Source organism: Ruminococcus sp. YE71 (genome assembly GCF_900119155.1).
Lineage (GTDB): Bacteria > Bacillota > Clostridia > Oscillospirales > Ruminococcaceae > YE71.
This window is the reverse complement of record NZ_FPIR01000008.1, coordinates 1-20,502: the sequence shown is the minus strand read 5'-3', so window position 1 is coordinate 20,502 and position 20,502 is coordinate 1. Positions and strand designations below refer to the sequence as shown.

Here is a 20,502-nt window from a genome sequence, read left to right as displayed (position 1 = left end):
CTTTCGCACTTCCCTTTTTTGCGGGTCACTGTTTTTCTATCTTATATCCTATCCCCCATACGACCTTTAGGTATCTCGGCTCTCTGGGGTTTATCTCTATCTTTTCGCGGATATGTCTGATATGTACCATGACCGTGTTTTCTACCGCATAAGCGTCCTCATTCCAGACCCTCGAATATATCTCCTCTGCCGAGAACACCCTGCCTGCGTTCGTCATCAGCAGTTCGAGTATCTTCAGTTCGGTGGCGGTGAGCTTTACGGGCTCACCATCGACCGTGAGGGTCTTTGCGGAGATGTCAAGCGAGAGTCCGCCAACATCAACCGTATCCGTTTTGCGCACCGTGTCTATAGCACCTAAAGTCATGTACCTGCGCAGGCAGCTTTTAACGCGGGCGGCAAGCTCGCTGGGGTTGTAGGGCTTAGTCACGTAGTCGTCCGCTCCCATTGAAAGTCCGAGTATTTTGTCTGTGTCTTCGGACTTTGCCGACAGCACGATAACGGGGATGTTGCTTTTCTCGCGAAGCTTCATCAGGGCACTCAGTCCGTCAAGGCGCGGCATCATGACATCGATGATTATGAGCTGTATCTTGTTCTCTGCGAGCTTTTCGAGGGCGTCGAGACCGTCATAAGCCTTGATGACGCTGTAGCCTTCGAGTTCGAGCAGTTTCGCGATGGCGTTCACAATATCCCTGTCGTCGTCGGTGACGAGTATCGTTGCTGTTTCGTTCATGGTGGGCAGTCCTTTCTTTCTACGCTTATTATTCTAAAATACGATGCTTAAAATCGGGTCGATGTTTTTCTTAAAATTTTCTTAATGTGCAGAACAGTGTCGTGTCCCATGCGGGATAATAGGCAGGCTGACGCAGATACAGGCTGTATCCGCTATTGAGGGACAGCACCTGTTCGGGCAGGTCGATGAGGTCGTAGGGGCGGTGGTACGCGCTTATGACAAGTCGGGGCTCACATCTTCGGATGACTTCCGATGAGCCGCTGAGTGCGCGTTTTTCCGCACCCTCGACATCATATTTTATTACGGTGCAGGGCTTGTCCCCGACCACGCTGTCAAGCCGCCTTGCCGCTGTGAGCTGACCCTTGTCATCAACCATCGACTGACGTCCGCCCGCCTGAGAGAACCGTACAAAACCATCGCAGTCCCATGAGCAGGCGTTGACAAGGGTGACATTGTCAAGGGGTAGAAGGTTCTTTGTCAGCTTGCGGAAGGTGCGCTTGTCGGGCTCGAAGGCGTAGATGTGTCCGTGACCGCCCGAACAGGAAAGAAAGCGCTGTACGGTATCCCCCGTGTATGCGCCGAGGTCGGCAAAGGAATCGGTCGGCTTCGGGTCGATAAGCTCGGCAAAGTCGGCGGTCGGGTCGGAGAAAACGGGGTCGAGGAGCGTGATGTCGCCTGTCAGCTTAAAGGACAGCACAGCTTCCATGACACTGCGTGAGTGATTGTCGGCAAGTCTTTCGCAGACGGCGTTAGCCCTGTCGAGACGCGCCGACAGACCTTCGGCGGTGAACAGCTCATCCCCCGCGATGGGCAGGTCGGGCATGATGACCGTGTGCCTTTTTGTCAGTGAGCGCATAGCCGCCATGACTTCGGGCAGGTCGCTGCCGAAAGCGATGCAGGCTGTGAAATCGCCGAAACGTTCTTCGGCTTCCGATAGGCTGAGCACGGGAAATCCGCGGAACTCACGCTGCCGCACAAACCCGTCGCTTGCGAAGATGCCTGCGCACTTTATCTCTTTTTCTGCGAAAAAATCGAGTATCCGCTCGCAGGCGTTTCCCGTGCCGTAGACGCAAACGGGTTCACGTGACCTTTTCAGCCGCTCCCACGACGGTTCAAGACCTAAGATGCTGTTTATTTCCATGTACGCTCCAATCAAAAAATAAGGCGCACCTTCACCAATGCAAAGCAAAGGCAGTGCGCCCGTTGTTATCTATTCTGTATGTATCACATATCGGGATCGAAATCGTCGCCGTGATGATGCTCGGAACCGTAGAGATCTCTTCCGCGGATGTTGTACTTATCGCGGTTCATGTCGATCTGCTTGTCGAGTATCTCAAGGACTTCGCGGGGATGCTTTATGGACTTGATCTCCTTGACGGGGGTGTCCACATCGTTCTTGACATGCAGAACGATAGAACCGCAGCCCACCATGCGCTGACCAAGCGGAAGAACGAGCTTTTTGTCGGTGACTTTGTACAGCTCGAATTCGTCCTCCTGAACGCTCAGAAATCCCGTGCGTGTGATGAATTTGGTTTCGGTGATATAGTAGCGCGTAAACGACCACGGAAGGCCGAAGAGGGTACGCTTCTTATCTGTCCAGAGATACGAGAATGATGCTTTTGCCATTGTTATCATCCTTTCTTTATGAATATTTGGAAACGTATATTTTACCTGTTAATTATAACATTATAATGCGGTTTTGTCAAGTGCGTTTTTGATTATATTTGAATGATGCAAAGGCTGTCGATATAATTATCAGGTAGCCGATAATGCTGAGCGGATCGGGTTGGTCTCCGAAAATCAGAAAGCCTATAGCCGTGGTAAATATGAGCTGTGTGTAGTCGCAGACGGATATCTCACGCGCAGGAGCGTATGTATAGGCGGCTGTTATGGCGAACTGTCCGCCTGCCGCCGAAAGCCCTGCCATAAGCAGGCAGAGTACCTGTGCTGTCGTCATCGGCTGATAGGAGAAAATGAACATCGGCAGGAAAAACAGCGTCGAATAGGCTGAGAAAAACGCCACGATGAAAGGTCCCTGTTCGCCGTGATTTCCGCAGTAGCGCACAGCCGCATAAGCCGCGCCCGCGCAGATGCCGCCTATAAGCCCGATAAACGCAGGCATCGCGGACATATCGGTGAACGAGGGCTTGATGACGAACAGACTGCCGATGAATGCGGTCAGCACCGTCATGCCCTGAAAAAGCGTGAGCTTTTCACCGAGAAACAGGAACGAAAACAGCACCGCGAAAAACGGCGACATTTTGTTCAGCATGGACGCATCCGACAGCACAAGATGATCGACCGCGTAGAAATTGCAGAGAACGCCCAAAGCACCTATGACCGCCCTTATGAGGAGCGCGGGGATGTTGTGCTTGTCGTGGACTTTAAAGGGGATGTGCTTTTTTTTCAGCAGGAAGAGAGCAAAGAAAAGCGCAACGAGGTTCCTGAAAAAGGCTTTCTGTCCCGACGGCAGGTCGCCTGCGAGCCGCACAAAGGTGATCATCCACGCAAAGCAGAACGCGGACAGCACTAAGCAGACGATGCCCTTGGCGTGAGGAGTGCTGAGACGTTTCATGGCTGTCTGCCTTTCGTCATGTATTCGTGTTCACGGCGGAGTTCACCGATGAGGTGCGAGAGCTTCCACAGGCGGTTGTGAGGTGTATAGACCGCTTTCAACGGGATGCGTACCCCTGCCGCTTTGAGACGGTCGAGTGCGTCGTCGAGCTGTCGGCGGTCAAAGCCTGCGAACATCAGCATCTCTGTCTCGGGCGGCACGGCGGTCTCACCGTTCGGGTCGTCGGCATAAGCGTTCTCGCCGAAAAGCTCGGCAGGGCATTTATCCATGTCCTCAGCCGAAGCGGCGATGAGCGCCGCGCCGAGCTCTGCACATACCGTTCTTATCTGCTCTTCATTTTCGGAAGTGAGCCCGACTGCGAGCAGTTTTTTCACGGCAGTATTTTTTATTCTTGCTTTCATATATAATTTCCTTATATTCCCTTTCGTGTCGGAATTGTACTATATTTATAATTATACATTATCGGCAAATACAATTCAATAATCAATATAACAAAAACAATCAGCAATCTGCACAGCAATTTTGTAAAAAATTGTGTAAATCGACCATGATTATTGTTCAAAAAACACTTGCAAAAAAATTCATTTTATGTTAAAATAAATAGAGAGATCATTAACATTTTGGAGGTAACCACTATGAAGATAGAAGAGATGAAGGTACTTGTATGCGACGATTCCATGTTTGCACGCAAAAGCCTTGTTATGTTTATCAAATCTATGGGTATCGAGAACGTATTCGAGGCCGCTGACGGTCAGCAGGCTATCGAAGCGTACTCCGAGCACAGACCCGACCTTGTGTTCATGGACATCGTAATGCCTGTAGTTACAGGTATCGACGCCCTCGCAAAGATCCGCGAGATCGATGCTGACGCGAAGGTCATCATGGCTTCGTCCGTCGGCACTCAGAACCACCTCAAGGCTGCCATCAAGGCAGGTGCCACCGACTTCTTACAGAAGCCTATCTCTAACGATCAGGTCAAGCAGACCATCGAGAACGTTGCGAAGGGAGTGATCTGATAATGTTTTCACAGTTTTTCGGAGGATTTCTGCTCAATAACGGTCTTGTGACCAAAGAACAGCTCGCAAAGGCGCTCGACGAGAAGAAGAACACCCGTATGAGACTCGGTGTTCTGGCTATCAATGAGGGTCTTATGACATCCGAACAGGTCGAGATCGTAAATGTCACTCAGCAGACGGTGGACAAGCGTTTCGGCGATCTTGCGGTCGAGCTGGGATACATCGCTGCCGAGGACGTTGAAAAACTGCTGTCAAAGCAGCCTACCGACTATCTGCTGCTGGGTCAGACCCTCGTGAATATGGGCGTTCTGTCCAATGCGGATTTCGAGACCGCGATCAACACCTACAAGCAGGACCTTTCCATCGAAGACGAGGATCTCAATGCCGAGAGCAACGACAAGATGGGTATGCTGGTAAAGGAGTTCTTCCATTTCGGGACTGCGGCGAATGCGCGTCTTTATACCAGCTACGCTACGCTCCTTTTCAAGAGCCTTATCAGATTCATCGGCGATGACTTCACTCCGCTTGAGGCGGAGATAGTCAAGAGCGTCGAGGCAGAGCGCACTGTCCGTCAGGACATCACGGGCGCTTACTCGGGCGTGACCGTTATCGCTACGGGCGAGTATGAGTACAGGACTTTTGCAAAGCGTTTCGCGAAGGACGCTTACGTTGCCGACCCTGAATTCGATGACGCGAGCGTTGCCGAGTTCCTTAATGTCTGCAACGGTCTGTACGCCGTAAACGAATCGAACGAGAGCGGTACCGAGATCTCGCTCACTCCCCTTGCCTTCACAAAGGGCGACCCCTGCGAGATAGGACGCGAGACCTTCCTTATCCCCGTTCAGTTCACATTCGGTGAGGTCGCTTTCGCTATCTCTTTCTGAATACGGTAAACGAATAATTAAAGGGCACTGCGCATTCAACGCGGTGCCCTTGTTGTTTTACTTATTGATGATCCAGACCTGATTTTTGTCCTTGGGGTCGAGCTCGGTCAGCACGAGTCCGCCCGATTTGGTGCAGGCGAGCACTTTCTCGTAGCGTGTGACTTCGGGGCTGATGCGGAAACGGTTCTTGCCCAGTGCGGTGAAACGGAACTGTTCGCCCTGCGCTTCGCCGAGTACAGTGTCGAGGTTCTTCAGGTTGCCCGAAAGGAACTGACCGTCGGGTACGCGGATGGCGAAGGTGCCCGAATCAGCGAGGATGAGCGTCATTTTCTGGGGCTTTTCACGCTTAGGGTCGAGTTTGTCGAGGATCACGCCCTTTGTCTCCTGAGTGAGGATAAGTCCCGTGCCTTCGCATCTGATGTGGCAGCTCATGCCGTCGATGAGGTAGTTGGCGTTGTCCTTTGCGCAGTCGTCGCAGAAACGGTTGATAAGAGCAACGACGTTCTGAACGGCAACAGGCACCATATTCTTTACGGCTTCCTCAAAGGCTTTCGGGTCGAGACCCGTGATAGAGGGAGCGAACTTGTTCGCGGTCTCGCTGAGCTTGTTTGCCGCATTCTCGAAGCTGTCGCCCGAGAAGGTCTTGATAAGACGCTTGTCGAACTGCTGTGCGGTGTAGCGCTTTGCGATGTTCACGGCGTGCTTTTCAAAAGCCTTGTGGGGATTGGTCGCCTTGTCCTCGAACTTCATCGAAGCGGTGTGAGCGGGGTTGCTCATATCCTCAAGGAAGTGGATGGCTCTGCCGAGATAATAGAGACCCTCGGCTTCCCTGCCGTTCTTGTAAAGGTTCACGGCGCAGGTGTAGTTGTCTTCGAGCATGGTGCGGGCGCTCTTCGCCACGTTGCCGAGACGGTTGGGATAGTATCCCTCGGTCTTGCCGAACGCCTTGCCTTTAGGGCTTGCGGATGAATAATAATGTGTACCGGGACCCTTGTCGATATCGCCCTCACGGTCGGGGTCGGTGCTGCCTTTGAGTATCTTATCTTTATACGGCTTGGTCAAAGCTATAAGCTTCTGCTTCTTTTCGCTTTCGATAAGTGCCAGTGCGTTTTCGGTAATGTCGAGATGTGTCTGCTTTGCCCATGCGTGAGCGCGTTCGGGACGAAGCAGAGCTAAGATGTTTTTCATGCTTGATTTTTCCTCCATACGATATTGCAGATCTGCGTCTGCAAAGACATTTCTATCATATCACATTATATTCGTTTTGTCAAGCACTTGCAATCATCGTATCGATGTGGTATAATATACATATAAGTCTTTACTGAAAGACATTAAGGAAGTGTATGAAAATGACAGACATCAAAACTATCGCCGAAGCGTGCAGAACGCCCGTTATTTTCAGGGGTCTGCTGGATGATCCCGTTATCGCAGGACTCATAAAAACGCTTGGTTACATCGAAGAAGGCGATACCGAAAAAGCTGTGACAGGCTACTGCTCTTTTGTGGAGGGGCTGTACAGCGAGACCGACGACCTTACGGAGTATGTCCTCGAAAGCGTGCTTGAGAGCGAGAATCTTTACATCGTGAAGCGTGCGGAGGGCAGACCTACGGGCGAACTGCTGGACGAATGCCTTGCGAATGAGCTTTATCTGCTCGAACAGCTTGCGACTATTCCCTGCGATGAACTGCTCGACAGGATAGACTACGACGGTTTCCTGCCGAGATACCGCACCTCGGCGTGCGATTTCTCAAAGACCTACGCCGACCGCATCCACGGTCTTGACCGTTTCGGATACGGTATCTTCGCGCAGTTCCATATGTTCGTCTCGAAGGACGGAGAGATAGTTCCCGTCAAGTATCCCGACAGCATCTCGCTCTCGGATTTCTCGGGCTACGAGCGTGAGCGCGGCGAGGTCATCAACAACACCCTCGCACTGCTTTCGGGCAAGCCTGCGAACAATGTTCTGCTTTACGGAGACTGCGGCACGGGCAAATCCTCTACAGTCAAGGCGATAGCCAACGACTTCGCCGACAGAGGGCTTCGTCTTATCGAGCTGAAAAAGAAACAGCTCCACGAACTCCCCGACATCGTCAAGCAGATCAGCCGTAATCCGCTGAAATTCATCATCTTCATCGACGACCTCAGCTTCACCGAGGACGACGACGATTTCGCGGCGCTCAAGGCAATACTCGAAGGAAGCGTTGCTTCGTCTGCGAACAACATCTGCATCTACGCGACCTCTAACCGCCGCCATCTTATCCGTGAGACCTTCTCCGCCCGCAAGGGGGACGAGATTCACTTCAAGGATACGATGCAGGAGCTCGTTTCGCTGTCCGACCGCTTCGGACTGACCGTTACCTTCGTCAAGCCCGACAAGCAGAACTATCTCAGCGTTGTCGATGACCTTGCGAAGAAGTACAGCGTAAAGATGCCTATCGAGGAGGTCCGCAAGCAGGCGGAGGCTTTCGCACTCGCACGCGCAGGACGTTCGCCCCGTGTGGCTAAACAGTTCATTGAATATCTGAAAGGTATGGAGGATTGATACGTGTATGCAGACACTTGAATACAAGAAGTGTACGACCGACGAGCATCTGCGCACCGTCGCCGTGCTCGCAGACCAGATATGGCACGAATGCTACAGAAAGATCCTGCCCGCTCAGCAGATCGATTATATGGTCAGGACTTTGCAGAGCTTTGAATCGCTGAAGGAACAGCTTGAAAACGGCACCGAGTATTACATGATCGAGATCGACGGTCTGCCCGTGGGTTACTACGCTTTTGAGAAGCGCAGCGATGATGTGCTTTACGGCAAGGACTATCTTTTCATCTCGAAGATGTATCTGCTGGCTGACATCCGTCATAAGGGTTTTGCGTCGCTGATACTCAAGCAGATACGCAAGTATGCCCGTGCGAACGGCTTTGAGCTGATAAAGCTGTACGTCAACCGCAAGAATGAACACGCTATATCCGTCTACAAGCACAAGGGTATGCGCCTTATCGACGAGCTTGACAGAGATATCGGCGAGGGTTTTGTTGCGGAAGACTACATTTTCGGTAAGATGATATGACAGTTTGATGCCCTGACGATGGTTGCGGCTTGTGCATATTGACGAAGTTTTCTGTTCGTGGTTGACAGAGGCGGTCTGATGTGCTATAATATTATAGCACAAATGAGTGCATGAGTTATTAGCTCAGTCGGCAGAGCATTTGACTTTTAATCAAAGGGTCCGGGGTTCGAATCCCCGATAGCTCACCAGAAAAAGCCTTGAAAACGCGCTTTGCGGTTTCAGGGCTTTTTTCATTATTTTCTGTGAGGCGGAATCGGATGGGTACTATATTAAAGGGCGGCACTGTCTTTGTTGACGGCGGCTTTCGGGAAGATGCGGATGTTGTTTCGGAGGGCGGTGTTATCACAAATGTCGGGAGCGGGCTCTCGTGCGTAGATGCGGACGTCATCGACTGTTCGGGGTGCTATGTTCTGCCGGGGCTTACGGATATACATCTTCACGGCGGTGCAGGACACGACTTCTGCGACGGTGACTTTGAAGCTCTCGACGCTATTTCGGTTTTTGAATACAGCCGGGGGGTGACTTCATTCTGCCCTGCCACCATGACCCTGCCCGAGGACAGGCTGACTTCTATCCTGAAAAATGCCGCTGAATACAGGAAGCGCCATTCCTCTGACGGAGGCTCCGAGCTTGTGGGCATACACCTTGAAGGACCGTTCATCTCAAAGGCAAAATGCGGCGCTCAGAAACCCGAATACATACAAAAGCCATCAGCCGAAAAGCTGATGGCCTGGCAGGTTGCCGCCGACGGTCTTATCTCGCTTGTGACGATAGCGCCCGAAACGGACGGTGCGCTCGGGCTTATCGCGGAGCTGTCGGGGAAGTTCCACTTTTCTGTGGGTCACACCGATTGCGGCTACGAGACCGCGGCAAAGGCTTTTGAAGCGGGTGCTGACCATGTGACTCACCTGTTCAACGCCATGCCGCCCTTTCATCACAGAGATACGGGCGTCATCGGGGCGGCTTTTGATGACGGGCGGTGCTTCGCCGAGCTTATCTGCGACGGTATTCACCTTTCGCAGACGGCGGTGAAAGCCGCGTTCAGGCTGTTCGGCGGCGACAGGATAGTGCTTATCAGCGACAGCATGGAAGCGGTCGGGATGCCCGACGGTGAGTACACCCTCGGCGGTCACCGCGTCATAAAGCACGGCAGAAAAGCAGTCCTCGGAGACGGAACTCTCGCAGGGAGCGCCAGCAGTCTGTACGACTGCCTGAAAAAGGCAGTGGAGTTCGGTATCCCCCTCGAAAGTGCGGTCAAAGCCGCAACGATAAATCCGTGCAGATCGATAGGTATCGACGGCAGTTACGGTAGCATCGAAGTCGGCAAGAAAGCCCGTTTTCTCCTGCTTGACAAGGGTGATCTTTCCATCCGCCGCGTTATCTGAGTTACGCATATCAGCCGATCACGACCGAAAGGCGGCTCATTCCTCGCCCGCCTTGAAGTTGTAGATCGGCTTTATAATTTCCGTGATCTCCACCGTTCCGCCGATGTTGCCGACGATGTCGTCGATGCTCTTGTATGCCATCGGGCATTCGTCGAGGGTGGATGAGCTTACCGACGTCGTGTAGATGCCCGACATCTGCTTTTTGAACTCGGACACGGTGAAGCTGTGCTTGGCTTCCGTTCGGGACATGAGCCTGCCTGCGCCGTGGGGAGCGGAACAGTTCCAGTCGGGGTCGCCCTTTCCGACACAGATGAGACTGCCGTCGCGCATATTGATCGGGATAAGCAGCTTTTCCCCTGCCTGCGCCGATACCGCGCCCTTTCGGAGTATCATATTTTCGGTGTCGATGTAGTTGTGGATGGTGGTGAAACGCTCCTCGACATGGAAACCCATGCCCTTGATGATCTCGTCCATCATCGCCCTGCGGTTGAGCATCGCGAACTGCTGAACTATCTTCATGTCGTGGATATACTGCTCGAACAGGTCGCCCTCGCAGTAGGCAAGCTCCTTCGGGACGCTTGTGCGCTTGGTGTTTTTGAGCTTTGTCAGCTCGGATTCTATCTGCTTCTGCCTGCCCGTGCTCTTCAGTTCCGCGATGAGAGCGTCGATGTCCTTCTGCGAACTGCCGTTGAGCCGCTTGTATGCCTGATCCTGATAGTATGATGCGGTCTCGACGCCGAGGTGTCTCGAACCCGAGTGGATGACAATGTAGATACTGCCGTCACTTCCCTTGTCGGCTTCGATGAAGTGGTTCCCGCCGCCGAGGGTGCCGAGACTGCGCTCCGCTCTGATGGGGTTTATATGGTCATAACAGTAAAGCGCGGTCAGGTCGATCTCGTCGAAAAATCGGTGGGTATTGCTTCTGATGTTGAAGCCCGAGGGTATTTTCTCGTAGATCAGCTTATCGAGCTTCATGGGTTCGATGTGCTTTTCTCTGAGCTTTACCGTCTCCATTCCGCAGCCGATGTCCACGCCCACAAGGTTCGGAACGACCTTGTCGGTTATGGTCATAGTCGTACCGATAGTGCAGCCTGCACCTGCGTGGACGTCGGGCATGATGCGTATGCTCTGCCCTTCTGCCATCGGCTGATTCAGCAGCGTGATTATCTGCGCGACTGCCTTTTCGTCGATCACGTCGGTGAAAACCTTGCACGTTGCGTACTTGCCTTGTAATTCCAGCATATTATCTCCTTCTTTCTGTAAAAAAAAGAACAGAATGTGCGAAAGGACGACCGCAGCAAGTTGTGCCGCAAAAGATCGTCTGTTATCGCGCATCTGTTCCGTTAGTTTGCCGAACTAAGTTTCAATAATTATACATTACCTGACCCGACTTGTCAAGCAGTTAATAGAATTCACGATAAATGTTTGCCACTAGTTCACAAATTACATCTTCTCTATCTCGCTGATAAGGCGTGATGTCAGAGTGTCTACCGCCGAAAAATCCATCGCGGAGATGTAGAAACTTTCGAGCACGTCGTGTACTGCCTTTGCTTCGCGGAGCAGGTGTGAGGCCTCTTCCGAGAGTTTTTCTGCGAAACGTTTGTTTATGGCTATGCGCTCGGACATTTCGGTGAGTTTGTCGGGGCGATAAAGCCGCGTCAGCTCAAGAGGTTCAGCTTTGAACGGCGGTTCAGTTCCCGTGTCGCTTAAAAACGCCGCCGAAAGCTCGGGGATGACAAGATGCTGATAAGTTCCGTCCACAAGCTGAGAGGGCGAAACGACCGCGTCGAAACCGAGTTTCACGCATAGATCCGCGAGCTTTTTCAGCAGGGCGTCGGATGCGGCGGACAGCTCGTCGCGGAGAAGGTACACGGTTTTGCAGTCGGCGGCCGTTTCGTAATGGGTGATGACTCCCGAACCCGTGAGTGCGGTCAGCCTGCGGAAAAACAGCCTGCCGCCGCTTCCCTTTTTGCTTTTGAACAGGTTGTCGGAAAGCTCTTCGGTGAGTTTTTCGGACTTTGCACGGTCAAGGCAGGCTTCGCCGATGCGGAGCGTATCGGTGAAGATGACCGACGCCGCTTCGTTGTAGCGCGAAGAGCTTGCAAGCAAAGCCTTGTTCGCATCGGCGGCTTCGGTCAGCTTCGCACGGTCACGGCTGAGGACGGCTCTGTCCCAGAATCTGCCGAGGTCGATGTACTGCTGACTCACTCCCGGGTAGACGGGCTCGAAAACGTGGGGAGCTGTTCCGTCGCAGATAGCCGCATGGTGTTCGGGGATGACAACAGCGTCGAGAGAATCGGGGTCGGACGAGCAGTACCAGCGCTGAACGCGGCAGTCGTGCTCGAAATGCTCGGCGACACGCTTCATCAGCGAGGACTTCCCTGTTCCCGCGCCCCCTTTGAGGATGTAAGTAAAGCAGTTTTCATCCGACAGCATCTGCGGGAATTCTGTCCTGAACTTTCCGCCGCAGACAGCTCCGAGAAAATATTTTTCAGACATAAGTATTACCTCCGTTTACTCAGATATTTCATATTATGCGCGGGGGCGGGTCATCTATCCGTATTCGCTGTAAAAAAAATGTGAATAATCATGTCTTTGCTTGACTTGGAAAAAACAGTGTGCTATAATTTCATTTGGCGGTTACCGCCCGACAGTTCGTTTGCGCCATCCTGTCGATAAACAAAACCAGGGCAGATATGAGGTCGATTTGTACACTTCTGTCTGCGAGAGCAGGCAGTTTTTTTATGGAGTGAAAAATGTATATACTTAAAACACAGGCTTCCTTCGACAGTGCGCATTTTCTTTCGGGATACAACGGAAAGTGCGCGAATATCCACGGTCATCACTGGATCGTTGAAGTGGAAGTGTCGCAGGAAAAACTTATCGAGGGCGGCGAAAAGCGCGGTATGGTGATAGATTTCGGCGACCTGAAAAAGGCTGTGCGCAGGCTTTGCGACAGCTACGACCACGCGCTTATCCACGAAGTGGGCACCCTCAGACCCGAGACTATCGCGGCTTTCGACAGTGAGGGTTTCAGACGGATCGAGATTTCCTGCCGTCCGACTGCGGAGAATTTTGCGAAGCTCTTTTACGAAGAGCTGACCCGTCAGGGACTTCCCGTCTCGCGGGTGACCGTTTACGAGACACCCGACAACTGCGCTTGCTACGAGGTGTGACATGGATAGTTTCAGACTTGCGGAAAGCTTTGTGAGCATAAACGGCGAGGGTCAGCACGCAGGTGAACTTGCGCTCTTTCTGCGTTTCACGGGGTGCAACCTCAGCTGTTCATGGTGCGATACGAAATGGGCGAATCCCCCCGACGCGCCTCACAGGGCAGTTACTCTTGATGAGTTATTGCAGACGGCGAAAAAAGCCTTTGACGATGGGATGAAGAACGTTACCCTCACTGGCGGCGAACCGCTTTTACAGAAGAACATCTGTGTACTCATCAAGGGGCTGTGCGCTCTGGGGATGAGGGTCGAGATCGAGACCAACGGTTCGGTAGCTTTTGGTGACGATGTGATGAAAAGCGGTGCGGAGTTCACTATGGACTACAAGCTGCCCTCAAGCGGCATGGAGAACAGGATGTGCCTTGACAACCTGCCGAAGCTGCGGGACTGCGACACGCTCAAATTCGTCTGCGGCTCGGCGGAAGACCTGGAACGGGCGGCAAAGGTCATTGAGGATTACCGCCCGAAAGGAAAGATATATCTCAGCCCCGTGTTCGGCATGATAGAGCCTGCCGATATGGTGGAGTTCATGAAAGAGCATAGGCTCGGTGAAGTAAGGCTGCAATTGCAGCTTCACAAGTTCATCTGGGACCCGAATGCGAGAGGAGTCTGACATGATAGATACAAAAGCGATAGAGGAACACATCAGGGGCATTCTTATCGCGCTGGGCGAGGACCCCGACAGAGAGGGTCTTGCGGAGACACCCGCACGCGTCGCGAGGATGTATAACGAGGTGTTCGAGGGAATAAACTACACGAATCACGAGATCGCCGAGATGTTCGGAAAGACCTTTGACGCGCCCTACAGTTCGGGACCCGTGACTGTGCGGGATATCGAGGTCTTCTCCTACTGCGAGCATCATCTGGCGCTTATGTACGATATGTCGGTGAACGTGTCCTACATACCCCGCGGCAGAGTCATCGGGCTCAGCAAGATAGCACGCATCTGCGAGATGGCGGCAAAGCGTCTGCAATTGCAGGAGAAGCTGGGCGCGGATATCGCGGAGATACTTATGGAGGCGGCAGGCACTCCCGATGTGGGCGTCGTCATCGCAGGCACACACAGCTGCATGACCGCACGCGGCATCAAAAACACTTCGGCAAGGACTATCTCGCAGACCTACTTCGGCGAGTTCCTTACCGACCGCGACCTGCAAAGACAGCTGATGGAGGGCGTAAAATGAAAGCACTTGTACTTTTCAGCGGAGGACTTGACAGCACTACCTGTCTTGCGATTGCTGTTGACAAATACGGCTCGGATGAGGTCATGGCTCTGTCGGTCTCATACGGTCAGAAGCACTCGAAGGAGATTGAAGCCGCAAGAGCCGTCGCCGCACATTACGGCGTCACACTAAGGACTCTCGACCTTGCGGCGATATTCGCGGATTCCGACTGCTCGCTTCTGAAAGGCAGCAGCGAAGAGATACCGAAGGAATCCTACGCCGAGCAGCTCGCCGTGACCGACGGCAAGCCTGTTTCGACCTACGTTCCGTTCAGGAACGGACTGTTCCTTTCGTCGGCGGCGAGCATCGCGCTCTCGAACGGCTGCGAGGTCATCTACTACGGTGCGCATTCGGACGACGCGGCAGGCAACGCCTATCCCGATTGCAGCGAACAGTTCAACGATGCGATAAACACCGCGATATATCTCGGAAGCGGCGAACAGCTGCGTGTTGAAGCGCCGTTCGTGACATGGAACAAAGCACAGGTGGTCGCTGAGGGCATCAGGCTCGGTGCTCCCTATCACCTGACATGGAGCTGCTACGAGGGCGGCGACAAGCCCTGCGGCGTATGCGGCACCTGCCGCGACCGTGCGGCAGCATTCGCGGCGAACGGCATCGCAGACCCTGCACTTTAAGGAGGAAATATGAGCGAAAGAAACAAGACCGACGAGGGCATCACCCAGCTCGGAAATCAGCATACGAACTACCCGACCGACTATGACCCGTCGGTACTGGAGACCTTTGAGAACAAGCATCCCGACCGCGACTACTTCGTGAAGTTCAACTGTCCCGAATTCACGAGCCTGTGCCCGATAACGGGTCAGCCCGACTTTGCGACCATATACATCAGCTACGTTCCGCGTGTGAAGATGGTGGAGAGCAAGTCGCTGAAGCTCTATCTGTTCAGCTTCCGCAACCACGGCGATTTCCATGAGGACTGCGTGAACATCATCATGAACGACCTTATAAAGCTGATGGAGCCTGCCTACATCGAGGTGTGGGGCAAATTCCTGCCGAGGGGCGGCATCTCCATCGACCCGTACTGCAACTACGGCAGACCGGGCACAAAGTGGGAGCAGGTCGCCTGGGAAAGGCTCACCCACCACGACCTCTATCCCGAACAGGTCAACAACAGATAATTCCGCAAAAACAAAGCGTCTCCGCAGACAGTCGATAGTCTGCGGAGACGCTGTTATTTTTTTCAGAGTTCCGAGAAGAATTTTTCGATAGTTTCTTTGTCGGCGGTGACGCTGCCCTGGATCATCTGATCCGAGCCGCCGCCCTTGCCGCCGAGTGCCGAGTTGATCTCTTTCGACTTCGCCCTGAGCGGAACGTTTGCGGACGCGATAATGTAGCTGAATCCCTGCTCTTCCTCGCCGAAAACGCCTGCGATACCGTCGGTCAGGAGCACTGCCTTGTTTGCGACCTCACGCAGAGCGTCGCGTCCGATACCCTTCGTGAATACGCAGAAGCTCTTTCTGCTGTCGTTTTTCAGGCTTGCGATGATCTCGGCGGCTTTCTCCTTTTCGGCTTCGGCTATCCTGCGTTTCAGCTCGTTGTTCTCGCCCAGCAGTTTTTCCACGAAACCGACTGCCTTTTCGGGCTTTGCGGAGAGCAGTCTGCAAATCTCGGCGACCGCTTCGAGACGCTGACCGAGCAGTTCAAAAGCGTCGAGACCGCAGAGGATATGCACTCTTGTGCCTCCCTTGTAGCTTTCGGACGAAAGCACCTTCACGATGCCGATCTTTCCTGTGGAGCTGACGTGAGGAGCACAGCAGGCGCAGACATCCACGCCCTCTATAGTGACTATCCTCACGTTCTCGGTCATTTCGAGCTTGCTTCTGTATTCCATCGAAGCGAGGGCGGAACTGTCGGGATAGGTGATGGTTATCGGCAGGTCGCGTGCTATGGCTTCGTTGGCTTTCAGCTCACATTCTTTCAGGTCTTCGTCGGTTATGGTGCCGTTGAGGTCGAGGGTGACTTCCGACGAACCGAGATGGAATCCCACGTTCTCATAGCCGAGTTTTGCGTGGATGAAGCCCATCAGCAGATGCTCGCCCGAATGGTTCTGCATCCTTCTGAGGCGAATATGCTCATCGACTGTGCCGTGTACGCTGCTGCCGACTTCGAGTGCGGACTTGCACTTGTGGATTATCTCTCCGTTTTTTTCATAGGTGTCGATGACCTCGGCTCCGTCGATTCTGCCGACGTCGCCCTGCTGTCCGCCGCCCTCGGGGAAGAAAGCAGTTCTGTCGAGAACGACCTCGAAGCCTTTCTTTATCTCTGTGCAGGAGACGACTTTTGCGTCGAACTCCATCAGTGAACCGTCATCGTATAATCTTTCTGTCATGTTTATACCTCCGTGTTTTCCACAGAGCTTATGCGCTCCGCGGCTGTTATTTTATATTATAGCACCTTTCGGCAGGATTTGCAAGTCCTGTCAGACGGAGAAGCTGCGGGGAGGTACTCGAAAAAACAGAGACAGTACAACAGCTCAAACCCCGTGAGTTACATAATGCTTACCACTCTTGAATAAAGTGACCTGTCTCTTTTGCTACTAATTTGTACAAATGAGAAAAAATAATGAAATTTTCTGAAAGCACTTGATAATTCGGCACAGATATTGTATAATATAGATATATTAGCGTCCAAATGGACGAAATGACTGAGAAAAGAGGATTTATCAGATGGGCAGTAACGAAAAAATGATCTTTGACACCAGTACAAGTGTGGCGCCTCTCGGCATAATCGCTATGCAGAGCGCATCGGAGATCGGTGCAAAGCTCGACGGCTATTTCCGCAAATGGTTCAATATCCCCGAAGATCACAAGGGTTTCCTTATCGAGGCTGAGTGCCCCCGTTTCCAATCGGGCGACGGCAAGGGTCTCATCAAATCTACGGTACGCGGCAAAGACCTTTTCATCATCTGCGATATGGCAAATTACAGCTGTACATACAAGATGTTCGGCAAGGAGAACGCTATGTCTCCCGACGATCATTTTCAGGATCTCAAGCGTATCATTCAGGCAGCGAGCGGCAAGGCTCACCGTATAAATGTTATCATGCCTATCCTTTACGGCGGCAGACAGCACCGCCGCACCTACCGTGAGTCTCTTGACTGTGCGGTGGCTTTGCAGGAACTTGCGAACATGGGCGTTCAGAACATCATCACCTTCGACGCTCATGACCCGAGAGTTCAGAATGCTATCCCCCTCACGGGATTTGACAACATCATGCCTTCCTATCAGGTGCTCAAGACCATGCTTCGCACCTTCCCCGAGCTCAAGTTCGATAAGGAGAACTTCATGATCGTATCTCCCGATGAAGGCGCTATCGGAAGAAATATGTACTATGCTTCCGTTCTCGGCGTTGACCTCGGTATGTTCTACAAGCGCCGCGACTATTCTACTGTTGTAAACGGCAGAAACCCCATCGTGGCTCACGAGTACATGGGCAACGACGTTGCGGGCAAGAGCGTATTCATCGCTGACGACCTTATCGCTTCGGGTGAGTCGATGCTCGACATCGCAGTTGAGCTGAAAAAGCGCAACGCTAAAAAGATCTTCTGCTATGCTACCTACGGTATGTTCACAAGCGGTCTCAAGAAGTTCGACGAGATGTATGCCGAGGGCACTATCGACGCTGTATTCGGTACTAACCTCACCTACCGCACTCCCGAACTTCAGGCGGCTCCCTGGTTCCACGAGGTAGACTGCACAAAGTATATCGCATACTACATCGCGACTCTCAACCACGATATGTCCATCTCGGACGTTATCGACCCGCATCAGAAGATCTCTGCTCTTCTCGATAAATACAAAAAGTAAAAATGTTAAAGGCGGCTGCGTGCCGCCTTTATTTATAGAAGGTGATATTATGATCTACGCTGCTATAGTCGCAGGCGGTACGGGTTCGAGGATGGGACTTGACATACCAAAGCAGTTCCTCATGCTGGGAGACAGACAGGTGCTTGTCCGCACCGCCGAAAGGTTTCTTGCCTGCGGTGAGATAGATATGGTCTACGTGGGCGTTCACGCGGAATGGGTGCAGAAGTTCGGCGAAATGTGCGCGGAGTACGGGCTTGACGGCTCGAAACTGAGGATAATCGAGGGCGGTAAAGACCGCACCGAGACAGTCTTCCGCATCGTCGAGAGGATCAGGCTTGATAACGGTATCACGGAGGAGGATATCATCCTTACCCATGACGGTGTCAGACCTTTTGTCAGCCGCCGCGAGATAATCGACAGCATCATCGCCATGAAGGAACAGGACGGCGTGACTGTCAGCATACCTTCGACAGACACCCTGCTTTTCTCGGAGGACGGGAGCAGGATAGACAGCGTTCCCGAACGCGCAAAGCTGTTTCGGGCGCAGACGCCGCAGACTTTCAGGCTCGCAAAGCTTGACATCGCTTACCGCTCGCTGACCGATGAACAGAAGAGCCGTCTTACCGATACCGCAAGCGTTTTCATTTCGGCAGGTCTGCCTGTTGGGCTTATCCGCGGCAGTGAGCGGAACATCAAGCTCACAACTCCTACCGACCTGACCATCGCCGAAATGCTTTTAGAAGAGGATCAATTATGGACAAGAAATACATCGCACTGACATTTGATGACGGACCCGACGCGGAGATCACTCCGCAGGTGCTCGATATTCTCGGGCAGTACGGCGTTAAAGGGTCGTTTTTTCTGATCGGTGAGAATATTACGGCGGATACCGCGGATATCGTTGTACGCGAGAAGAATGAGGGACATGAGATCAATTCCCACTCGCTGACCCACAGTGATATGACGAAGTTTTCGGATGAGGTGATACTCGCCGAGATGCGCGAGACCGACAGGCGGATAACCGAGCTGACGGGCGAACATCCGAAGTTTTTCCGTCCGCCGTATATCGCTTATGACGCGAGGATGTTTGAACTCATCGACCTGCCGTTTATCTGCGGCGAGGGGTGCAGAGACTGGGAACCAAGCGTTTCGGTCAAAGAACGTGTGGATGCTGTTCTCGGCGCCGCAAGGGACGGGCTGATCGTTCTGCTTCATGATCAGGAGCACAATCAGCAGACTGTCGATGCGCTGAAAACCATCGTTCCCGAGCTTATCGGTCAGGGGTATGAGCTTTGCACGATTAGCGAGCTGTTTGCGGCGCACGGTATCACGCCGAGAGCCGATCTGCCGATAATATACAGCGATGTCTTTAAGACCGAATTATACTGAGGAGGAGCAGATGACCGAATATCGCGATCAGCGGTTCAATGACGAACGCGCCTTGTTCCGCTCGGAAAATATCAGCGTTGTCGGATGCAGTTTTGATGTGGGAGAGTCGGCGCTCAAACATTCGCAGGGCGTGATCCTCTCGGGTTCGGAGTTTTTGTGGAAGTATCCGCTGTGGTACTGCCGCCGTCTGGAGATAGATGACTGCATTTTCAGCGAACACGCCCGTGCAGGGCTGTGGTATACCGACGATATCGTCATGCGCGGCAGTGTTTACGTCGGTCAGAAGGGGTTCAGAAGATGCAGGGGCGTTGACCTCAAAAATGTCAGCTTCCCGAAGGGCGCGGAAACGCTCTGGGAGTGCACAGACATCACCATGCGCAACGTCAGCGTGTGCGGCGATTATCTGTGCATGAACAGCTCGGATATCGACATAGACGGGCTGACCCTTGACGGCTGTTACAGTTTTGACGGGGTGAAGAACGTACATATCCGCAACTCGTCCATCACGGGGCGCGACGCATTCTGGAACAGTGAGGATGTGACCGCCGAAAACTGCACCATCTCGGGCGCGTACATCGGCTGGAACTCTAAACGGTTGACATTCATCAACTGCACCATCGAGAGCTTGCAGGGTTTCTGCTACATCGAGGATCTGAAGCTGGTGAATTGCAGGCTGCCGAATACGACCCTCGCGTTTGAGTTCTCGACAGTTGACGCGGACATTGTCGGGACGGTGGACAGCGTACTGAATCCGTCGGGCGGCGTCATAAGGGCTGACGGAATCGGTGAGCTGACCCTCGACAGTTCGGAAACAGACCCCGAACGCACCACGATAGAAATTAAGAGCAAATAAAAAGGAGCTGTTGCACCATCAGCACTCCCTCTCAATATCCGCACATCAAACCCGTCAAATACAATGCTTTGTAAAATAGGCATTTTCAGCGCGCACACCCCCAAGCCCTCTTCAAAAAGAGAACTCGGGGGTGTTTTGTTCTGTTGGTTTTATGCCGATTTTAGTTCAAAAAGAGATATTCCGAGTCGGTTTCCCGAGATCTTCGTAAAAAGTTTCTTTATGTTGTATGCCAGCCCGAGCAAAATGAACTCTGTTTTGATGTTGTTTTTGCCCCTGCAAAGGAATCTTCTGAAGCCGTGATCTTCTTTCAGCACTCCGAAC

General features: G+C 52.8%; 24 protein-coding genes and 1 tRNA gene. 15 read left to right on the top strand and 10 right to left on the bottom strand.

Annotation, left to right across the window (positions count from 1 at the left end):
* Window positions 1–25: 25 nt before the first annotated feature.
* The 5 genes from BT142_RS08885 to BT142_RS08865 form a co-directional block, all read right to left on the bottom strand.
* Window positions 26–730: a response regulator transcription factor gene (locus tag BT142_RS08885; RefSeq protein WP_072417846.1), complete on the bottom strand. Its 705-nt coding sequence runs from the start codon at window positions 728–730 to the stop codon at window positions 26–28.
* Between the two features lie 70 nt (window positions 731–800).
* Window positions 801–1,871: an FkbM family methyltransferase gene (locus tag BT142_RS08880; RefSeq protein ID WP_072417845.1), complete on the bottom strand. Its 1,071-nt coding sequence runs from the start codon at window positions 1,869–1,871 to the stop codon at window positions 801–803.
* Between the two features lie 83 nt (window positions 1,872–1,954).
* Window positions 1,955–2,356: a PH domain-containing protein gene (locus tag BT142_RS08875; protein WP_072417844.1), complete on the bottom strand. Its 402-nt coding sequence runs from the start codon at window positions 2,354–2,356 to the stop codon at window positions 1,955–1,957.
* A 76-nt stretch (window positions 2,357–2,432) separates the two neighbouring features.
* The gene (locus BT142_RS08870; protein WP_072417843.1) at window positions 2,433–3,305 is read right to left on the bottom strand and encodes a DMT family transporter; all 873 of its coding nucleotides are present in this window, start codon (window positions 3,303–3,305) and stop codon (window positions 2,433–2,435) included.
* Window positions 3,302–3,706 carry a DUF3783 domain-containing protein gene (locus tag BT142_RS08865; RefSeq protein ID WP_072417842.1) on the bottom strand — a complete coding sequence of 135 codons (405 nt, stop codon included), beginning with the start codon at window positions 3,704–3,706 and terminating at the stop codon, window positions 3,302–3,304. Before BT142_RS08865 ends, BT142_RS08870 begins: the two co-directional genes overlap by 4 nt.
* 234 nt (window positions 3,707–3,940) lie before the next feature.
* On the opposite strand from BT142_RS08865, the gene BT142_RS08860 reads away from it, so the two are divergent.
* Window positions 3,941–4,321 carry a response regulator gene (locus BT142_RS08860; protein WP_072417841.1) on the top strand — a complete coding sequence of 127 codons (381 nt, stop codon included), beginning with the start codon at window positions 3,941–3,943 and terminating at the stop codon, window positions 4,319–4,321.
* A 2-nt stretch (window positions 4,322–4,323) separates the two neighbouring features.
* A complete protein-coding gene (locus BT142_RS08855; protein WP_072417840.1) occupies window positions 4,324–5,205 on the top strand; it encodes a cyclic di-GMP-binding domain-containing protein, MshE-related in 882 nt (293 codons plus the stop codon).
* A gap of 57 nt (window positions 5,206–5,262) precedes the next feature.
* On the opposite strand, the gene BT142_RS08850 is transcribed toward BT142_RS08855, so the two are convergent.
* Window positions 5,263–6,393 (bottom strand): zinc dependent phospholipase C family protein, encoded by a 1,131-nt coding sequence (locus BT142_RS08850; RefSeq protein WP_072417839.1) that lies wholly within the window; start codon window positions 6,391–6,393, stop codon window positions 5,263–5,265.
* A 161-nt stretch (window positions 6,394–6,554) separates the two neighbouring features.
* Here BT142_RS08850 and BT142_RS08845 point away from each other — a divergent pair, with 161 nt between their 5' ends.
* The 4 genes from BT142_RS08845 (at window position 6,555) to nagA (ending at window position 9,659) form a co-directional block, all read left to right on the top strand.
* Complete coding sequence (locus tag BT142_RS08845) at window positions 6,555–7,748, top strand: ATP-binding protein (RefSeq protein ID WP_072417838.1); 1,194 nt, start codon at window positions 6,555–6,557, stop codon at window positions 7,746–7,748.
* A 7-nt stretch (window positions 7,749–7,755) separates the two neighbouring features.
* Window positions 7,756–8,274: a GNAT family N-acetyltransferase gene (locus tag BT142_RS08840; protein WP_072417837.1), complete on the top strand. Its 519-nt coding sequence runs from the start codon at window positions 7,756–7,758 to the stop codon at window positions 8,272–8,274.
* 112 nt (window positions 8,275–8,386) lie between these two features.
* A tRNA-Lys gene (locus tag BT142_RS08835) sits at window positions 8,387–8,462 on the top strand.
* 69 nt (window positions 8,463–8,531) lie between these two features.
* The gene (nagA, locus tag BT142_RS08830) at window positions 8,532–9,659 is read left to right on the top strand and encodes an N-acetylglucosamine-6-phosphate deacetylase (RefSeq protein WP_072417836.1); all 1,128 of its coding nucleotides are present in this window, start codon (window positions 8,532–8,534) and stop codon (window positions 9,657–9,659) included.
* Window positions 9,660–9,695: 36 nt separating this feature from the next.
* On the opposite strand, the gene BT142_RS08825 is transcribed toward nagA, so the two are convergent.
* Together BT142_RS08825 and BT142_RS08820 are read right to left on the bottom strand one after the other, a co-directional pair.
* On the bottom strand, window positions 9,696–10,901 hold the full coding sequence (locus tag BT142_RS08825; protein WP_072417835.1) for an RtcB family protein: 1,206 nt from the start codon (window positions 10,899–10,901) through the stop codon (window positions 9,696–9,698).
* A gap of 201 nt (window positions 10,902–11,102) precedes the next feature.
* Window positions 11,103–12,158, bottom strand: coding sequence for a hypothetical protein (locus tag BT142_RS08820; RefSeq protein ID WP_072417834.1), 1,056 nt, complete (start codon window positions 12,156–12,158; stop codon window positions 11,103–11,105).
* A gap of 257 nt (window positions 12,159–12,415) precedes the next feature.
* Between BT142_RS08820 and queD the strand changes: the two genes are divergently transcribed.
* The 5 genes from queD to queF are packed head-to-tail and all read left to right on the top strand — an operon-like array spanning window position 12,416 to window position 15,251.
* On the top strand, window positions 12,416–12,835 hold the full coding sequence (gene queD, locus BT142_RS08815) for a 6-carboxytetrahydropterin synthase QueD (RefSeq protein WP_072417833.1): 420 nt from the start codon (window positions 12,416–12,418) through the stop codon (window positions 12,833–12,835).
* Window position 12,836: 1 nt separating this feature from the next.
* Complete coding sequence (gene queE, locus BT142_RS08810) at window positions 12,837–13,502, top strand: putative 7-carboxy-7-deazaguanine synthase QueE (RefSeq protein ID WP_072417832.1); 666 nt, start codon at window positions 12,837–12,839, stop codon at window positions 13,500–13,502.
* 1 nt (window position 13,503) lies between these two features.
* A complete protein-coding gene (gene folE, locus BT142_RS08805) occupies window positions 13,504–14,073 on the top strand; it encodes a GTP cyclohydrolase I (RefSeq protein ID WP_207645643.1) in 570 nt (189 codons plus the stop codon).
* Window positions 14,070–14,747: a 7-cyano-7-deazaguanine synthase QueC gene (gene queC / locus BT142_RS08800; RefSeq protein ID WP_072417830.1), complete on the top strand. Its 678-nt coding sequence runs from the start codon at window positions 14,070–14,072 to the stop codon at window positions 14,745–14,747. The genes folE and queC overlap by 4 nt, the downstream gene beginning before the upstream one ends.
* Window positions 14,748–14,756: 9 nt before the next feature.
* Window positions 14,757–15,251 (top strand): preQ(1) synthase, encoded by a 495-nt coding sequence (gene queF / locus BT142_RS08795; RefSeq protein WP_072417829.1) that lies wholly within the window; start codon window positions 14,757–14,759, stop codon window positions 15,249–15,251.
* A gap of 62 nt (window positions 15,252–15,313) precedes the next feature.
* On the opposite strand, the gene BT142_RS08790 is transcribed toward queF, so the two are convergent.
* A complete protein-coding gene (locus tag BT142_RS08790; protein WP_072417828.1) occupies window positions 15,314–16,462 on the bottom strand; it encodes an alanyl-tRNA editing protein in 1,149 nt (382 codons plus the stop codon).
* A gap of 337 nt (window positions 16,463–16,799) precedes the next feature.
* Between BT142_RS08790 and BT142_RS08785 the strand changes: the two genes are divergently transcribed.
* From BT142_RS08785 to BT142_RS08770, 4 genes are read left to right on the top strand one after another with little or no spacing between them, the layout of a single operon-like run.
* Window positions 16,800–17,939, top strand: a complete 1,140-nt coding sequence (locus tag BT142_RS08785; RefSeq protein WP_072417827.1) for a ribose-phosphate pyrophosphokinase — start codon at window positions 16,800–16,802, stop codon at window positions 17,937–17,939.
* A gap of 49 nt (window positions 17,940–17,988) precedes the next feature.
* Window positions 17,989–18,717 (top strand): IspD/TarI family cytidylyltransferase, encoded by a 729-nt coding sequence (locus BT142_RS08780; protein ID WP_072417826.1) that lies wholly within the window; start codon window positions 17,989–17,991, stop codon window positions 18,715–18,717.
* Window positions 18,693–19,328 carry a polysaccharide deacetylase family protein gene (locus BT142_RS08775; protein ID WP_072417825.1) on the top strand — a complete coding sequence of 212 codons (636 nt, stop codon included), beginning with the start codon at window positions 18,693–18,695 and terminating at the stop codon, window positions 19,326–19,328. The genes BT142_RS08780 and BT142_RS08775 overlap by 25 nt, the downstream gene beginning before the upstream one ends.
* A gap of 10 nt (window positions 19,329–19,338) precedes the next feature.
* A complete protein-coding gene (locus BT142_RS08770) occupies window positions 19,339–20,181 on the top strand; it encodes a DUF3737 family protein (protein WP_072417824.1) in 843 nt (280 codons plus the stop codon).
* Between the two features lie 149 nt (window positions 20,182–20,330).
* Here BT142_RS08770 and BT142_RS08765 read toward each other — a convergent pair.
* On the bottom strand, window positions 20,331–20,502 hold a 172-nt coding region (locus tag BT142_RS08765; RefSeq protein WP_175444925.1), incomplete at its 5' end, for a transposase.

Bases quoted from the DNA above. Each gene is read 5' to 3' on its own strand.
- BT142_RS08885 (WP_072417846.1), bottom strand. From the start codon at position 730: ATGAACGAAACAGCAACGATACTCGTCACCGACGACGACAGGGATATT.
- BT142_RS08880 (WP_072417845.1), bottom strand. From the start codon at position 1,871: ATGGAAATAAACAGCATCTTAGGTCTTGAACCGTCGTGGGAGCGGCTG.
- BT142_RS08875 (WP_072417844.1), bottom strand. From the start codon at position 2,356: ATGGCAAAAGCATCATTCTCGTATCTCTGGACAGATAAGAAGCGTACC.
- BT142_RS08870 (WP_072417843.1), bottom strand. From the start codon at position 3,305: ATGAAACGTCTCAGCACTCCTCACGCCAAGGGCATCGTCTGCTTAGTG.
- BT142_RS08865 (WP_072417842.1), bottom strand. From the start codon at position 3,706: ATGAAAGCAAGAATAAAAAATACTGCCGTGAAAAAACTGCTCGCAGTC.
- BT142_RS08860 (WP_072417841.1), top strand. From the start codon at position 3,941: ATGAAGATAGAAGAGATGAAGGTACTTGTATGCGACGATTCCATGTTT.
- BT142_RS08855 (WP_072417840.1), top strand. From the start codon at position 4,324: ATGTTTTCACAGTTTTTCGGAGGATTTCTGCTCAATAACGGTCTTGTG.
- BT142_RS08850 (WP_072417839.1), bottom strand. From the start codon at position 6,393: ATGAAAAACATCTTAGCTCTGCTTCGTCCCGAACGCGCTCACGCATGG.
- BT142_RS08845 (WP_072417838.1), top strand. From the start codon at position 6,555: ATGACAGACATCAAAACTATCGCCGAAGCGTGCAGAACGCCCGTTATT.
- BT142_RS08840 (WP_072417837.1), top strand. From the start codon at position 7,756: ATGCAGACACTTGAATACAAGAAGTGTACGACCGACGAGCATCTGCGC.
- nagA (WP_072417836.1), top strand. From the start codon at position 8,532: ATGGGTACTATATTAAAGGGCGGCACTGTCTTTGTTGACGGCGGCTTT.
- BT142_RS08825 (WP_072417835.1), bottom strand. From the start codon at position 10,901: ATGCTGGAATTACAAGGCAAGTACGCAACGTGCAAGGTTTTCACCGAC.
- BT142_RS08820 (WP_072417834.1), bottom strand. From the start codon at position 12,158: ATGTCTGAAAAATATTTTCTCGGAGCTGTCTGCGGCGGAAAGTTCAGG.
- queD (WP_072417833.1), top strand. From the start codon at position 12,416: ATGTATATACTTAAAACACAGGCTTCCTTCGACAGTGCGCATTTTCTT.
- queE (WP_072417832.1), top strand. From the start codon at position 12,837: ATGGATAGTTTCAGACTTGCGGAAAGCTTTGTGAGCATAAACGGCGAG.
- folE (WP_207645643.1), top strand. From the start codon at position 13,504: ATGATAGATACAAAAGCGATAGAGGAACACATCAGGGGCATTCTTATC.
- queC (WP_072417830.1), top strand. From the start codon at position 14,070: ATGAAAGCACTTGTACTTTTCAGCGGAGGACTTGACAGCACTACCTGT.
- queF (WP_072417829.1), top strand. From the start codon at position 14,757: ATGAGCGAAAGAAACAAGACCGACGAGGGCATCACCCAGCTCGGAAAT.
- BT142_RS08790 (WP_072417828.1), bottom strand. From the start codon at position 16,462: ATGACAGAAAGATTATACGATGACGGTTCACTGATGGAGTTCGACGCA.
- BT142_RS08785 (WP_072417827.1), top strand. From the start codon at position 16,800: ATGGGCAGTAACGAAAAAATGATCTTTGACACCAGTACAAGTGTGGCG.
- BT142_RS08780 (WP_072417826.1), top strand. From the start codon at position 17,989: ATGATCTACGCTGCTATAGTCGCAGGCGGTACGGGTTCGAGGATGGGA.
- BT142_RS08775 (WP_072417825.1), top strand. From the start codon at position 18,693: ATGGACAAGAAATACATCGCACTGACATTTGATGACGGACCCGACGCG.
- BT142_RS08770 (WP_072417824.1), top strand. From the start codon at position 19,339: ATGACCGAATATCGCGATCAGCGGTTCAATGACGAACGCGCCTTGTTC.